Annotated in this window: 4 protein-coding genes; 3 read left to right on the top strand and 1 reads right to left on the bottom strand. The window is 72.4% G+C overall.

Features of this window, described 5'->3' with window-relative positions; genetic code table 11:
• Positions 1-115 precede the first annotated feature (115 nt).
• Positions 116-580: a DUF3093 domain-containing protein gene (locus ACFUEL_RS37805; RefSeq protein ID WP_380242461.1), complete on the bottom strand. Its 465-nt coding sequence runs from the start codon at positions 578-580 to the stop codon at positions 116-118.
• Between the two features lie 107 nt (positions 581-687).
• Here ACFUEL_RS37805 and ACFUEL_RS37800 point away from each other — a divergent pair, with 107 nt between their 5' ends.
• From ACFUEL_RS37800 to ACFUEL_RS37790, 3 genes are all read left to right on the top strand, one after another.
• Positions 688-1,275 carry a PaaI family thioesterase gene (locus ACFUEL_RS37800; RefSeq protein WP_380242459.1) on the top strand — a complete coding sequence of 196 codons (588 nt, stop codon included), beginning with the start codon at positions 688-690 and terminating at the stop codon, positions 1,273-1,275.
• The gene (gene dut, locus ACFUEL_RS37795; protein ID WP_344552587.1) at positions 1,272-1,739 is read left to right on the top strand and encodes a dUTP diphosphatase; all 468 of its coding nucleotides are present in this window, start codon (positions 1,272-1,274) and stop codon (positions 1,737-1,739) included. Before ACFUEL_RS37800 ends, dut begins: the two co-directional genes overlap by 4 nt.
• 151 nt (positions 1,740-1,890) lie before the next feature.
• Positions 1,891-2,682: a DUF3710 domain-containing protein gene (locus ACFUEL_RS37790; RefSeq protein WP_380242457.1), complete on the top strand. Its 792-nt coding sequence runs from the start codon at positions 1,891-1,893 to the stop codon at positions 2,680-2,682.
• Positions 2,683-2,946: the final 264 nt, after the last annotated feature.

The raw sequence follows: 2,946 nt of genomic DNA, 5'->3' as shown, positions 1-2,946 counted from the left end.
CCCCACCTCCGGGTGGGACCGTCCCTTTCGGCATGCTCCGGGCCGCGTACCTTTCAGCCGCGGCCCACGGTCCGGCGATTTCGCCCGGCCCGCCCAGCGGCTCCGCCAAGCGCGCTCAGCGGCTCCGCCCGGCGCCCCGCGCGGACGCCGCCGCCTCGGCCAGCGCGTCCGCCAGCCGCTGCGGCGAACGGGTCGACAGGTACAGGTACGGCGTCGGGTCGGCCGGGTCGGTCACCTCGACCTTCAGCGCCGTCGGCACGTAGCTGCGCAGCAGCATGAACGCCCGCGGATCGGCCTTCACCGAACGCCAGGCCACCGCCTCCTTCGGGTTCAGCACCTCGGCCGCGCCCAGCGCCTCCAGCGGGATCCGGGCCGGGCCGGCCACCAGCGAGCCCTGCACCACCCGGATCCGCGCCGACCCGTAGCCGCTCAGCGCGGCGGCGCCCGCGGCCACCCCCACCACCAGCCCGATCAGCGCGCCCACCCCGCTGAACCGGAGCAGGATCAGCGCGAGCGAGAGCCCGAGCGCCACGGACAGCAGCCACCAGAACCGCGGGACGGTGAGACGTTCCTCGTACATGCCCCCCATTGTGGGCGCTCCGCACACCGCGGCGGCCCCCCGGGGCCCGGTTTCCGGGCCGGATCCGTGCCTGTCCCGGCAAGCTACCGGCAGGTAGGGTCGGCGCCGTGAACGGACCCATCGCCACCCCCACCACCCCGCCCGCGGACGCCGTCCTCCCCGAACGCTCCCCGCTGGCCCCCGCGCCCGGCACCCTCATCGGCTCCCACTACGACGAGTGCTTCGGCTGCGGACCGCAGCACCCCCAGGGCCTCCAGCTCACCGCCGTCGCGGGCGAACACCTCGACGTCACCGCGCAGTTCACCGTCAAGACGGCCCACCAGGGCGGCCCCGGCCTGGCCCACGGCGGCATCCTGGTCAGCGCCGTGGACGAGACCCTCGGCACGCTCAACTGGCTGCTCGGCGCCCCCGCCGTCACCGGCCGGCTGGAGACCGACTTCGTCCGCCCCGTCCCCGTCGACTCCGTGCTGCACATCCACGCCCGGGTGACCGGCGTGCAGGGCCGCAAGGTCTACAGCGCCGCCGAGGGCCGCATCGGCGGCCCCGACGGACCGGTCGCCATCCGGGCACAGGCACTCTTCGTCCAGGTGAAGCTGGAACACTTCACCACGCACGGTCGTCCGGAGGACGTGCAGAAGATCCTGGACGACCCGGACCAGATCAAGCGTGCCCGAGCCTTCGAGGTGAACCCGTGACCGACCCCGTCCGCCCGCCCGTCGACATCCTGATCCGCCGGCTCGACCCGGAGATCCCGCTCCCCGCCTACGAGCACCCGGGCGACGCCGGAGCAGACCTGCGCACCACCGTGGACGCCGAACTCGCCCCGGGCGAACGGGCACTGCTCCCCACCGGCATCTCCATCGCGCTACCGGACGGCTACGCGGCGTTCGTGCACCCGCGGTCCGGGCTCGCGGTCCGCTGCGGAGTTGCACTGGTGAACGCCCCGGGGACGGTCGATGCCGGGTACCGTGGTGAGATCAAGGTGATCGTCGTCAACCTGGACCCCCGAGAGCCCGTCAGCTTCAAGCGGGGCGACCGGATCGCCCAGCTGGTCATCCAGCAGGTCGAGAAGGCCCGCTTCCACGAGGTGGGTGAACTCCCGGGTTCGGTCCGGGCCGAAGGCGGGTTCGGCTCGACCGGCGGTCACGCCGCGGTCTAGCATGCGCCGCGGCCTCGGTTCCGCCGAGCAGCACGACGAGCGGGTGGAAGCGGTGCGATTGCAGCGGTTTTCGGCCGGTCCGATGGGTAGCAGGTAGCAGATATTCGCGTTCGGTCTTGGATTCGGTCTTGGACCGGGAAGGACAGTGACCGTGTTCCGTCGTCGCAAGAGCGAGGACGCTGTCGAGCAGCTCGCCGAGGACGCCATCAGCGCCGACGAGACGGCCGATGACGTCGAGGGTTCCGTCGAGAGCGAGAACGACACCGAACCGGACCCGGCCGACCGGGTCGGCCTCCCGCCGGCCCCGCGCCCGGACGGGCCGTGGGACATCTCCGAACTGGAGAAGCCCGAGGAGGGCCGCGTCGACCTCGGGGGGCTGCTGATCCCCGGCGTCGAGGGCATGGAGCTGCGGGTCGAGGTCGCCGGCGACGCGATCGTCGCCGCCACCCTGGTCCTGGGCAACAGCGCCATCCAGCTCCAGGCGTTCGCCGCCCCCAAGTCGGAGGGCATCTGGGGCGAGGTCCGCGAGGAGATCGCCAACGGCATCACCGGCCAGGGCGGCGCCGTCGAGGAGGAGGAGGGCCCGCTCGGCTGGCACCTCCGCGCCCAGGTCCCCGTCCAGCTCCCGGACGGCACCCAGGGCGTCCAGCTGGTCCGCTTCGTCGGCTGCGACGGCCCCCGCTGGTTCCTCCGCGGCGTGATCTCCGGCCAGGCCGCCGTGCAGCCCGAGATGGCCGGCCTCCTGGAGGAGGTCTTCCGCCAGACCGTCGTGGTCCGCGGCGAGGCCCCCATGGCCCCCCGCGACCCGATCGTCCTCAAGCTCCCCGAGGACGCCCAGATGGTCGCGGACGGTGCCGCCGCTCCCACCGAGCCCGACTCGCCGTACACCGGCGGCTCGATCGACCCCTTCTCGCGCGGCCCCGAGATCACCGAGGTCCACTGACCTTTCCGGACGCCCCGCGTCCCCTTCCGCCCCCGTGCCACCCGGCACGGGGGCGGATTTGCTTTGCGGCTGCCGGTCCCCGTACAGTTCCGGAGTCGCACCGAGAGGGGCGAACGAAAGCGAGTTCGAGGAAACACCGGTGAAACGGTGGCGAAAACCTCTGATAAGCTGGGAACACGAAAGAACGAAGCGCCCGGAGGGTCCGCAGGAATGCGGCTCGAAGGAAGCGTCCGTTCCTTGAGAACTCAACAGCGTGCCAAAAGT

Origin of the sequence: Kitasatospora sp. NPDC057198 (genome assembly GCF_042670125.1) — a bacterium.
Lineage (GTDB): Bacteria > Actinomycetota > Actinomycetes > Streptomycetales > Streptomycetaceae > Kitasatospora.
This window is presented reverse-complemented; position numbering and strand designations above follow the sequence as displayed.

Excerpts from the sequence above, each read along its gene's own strand:
- ACFUEL_RS37805 (WP_380242461.1), bottom strand. The coding sequence starts at position 580 with ATGTACGAGGAACGTCTCACCGTCCCGCGGTTCTGGTGGCTGCTGTCC.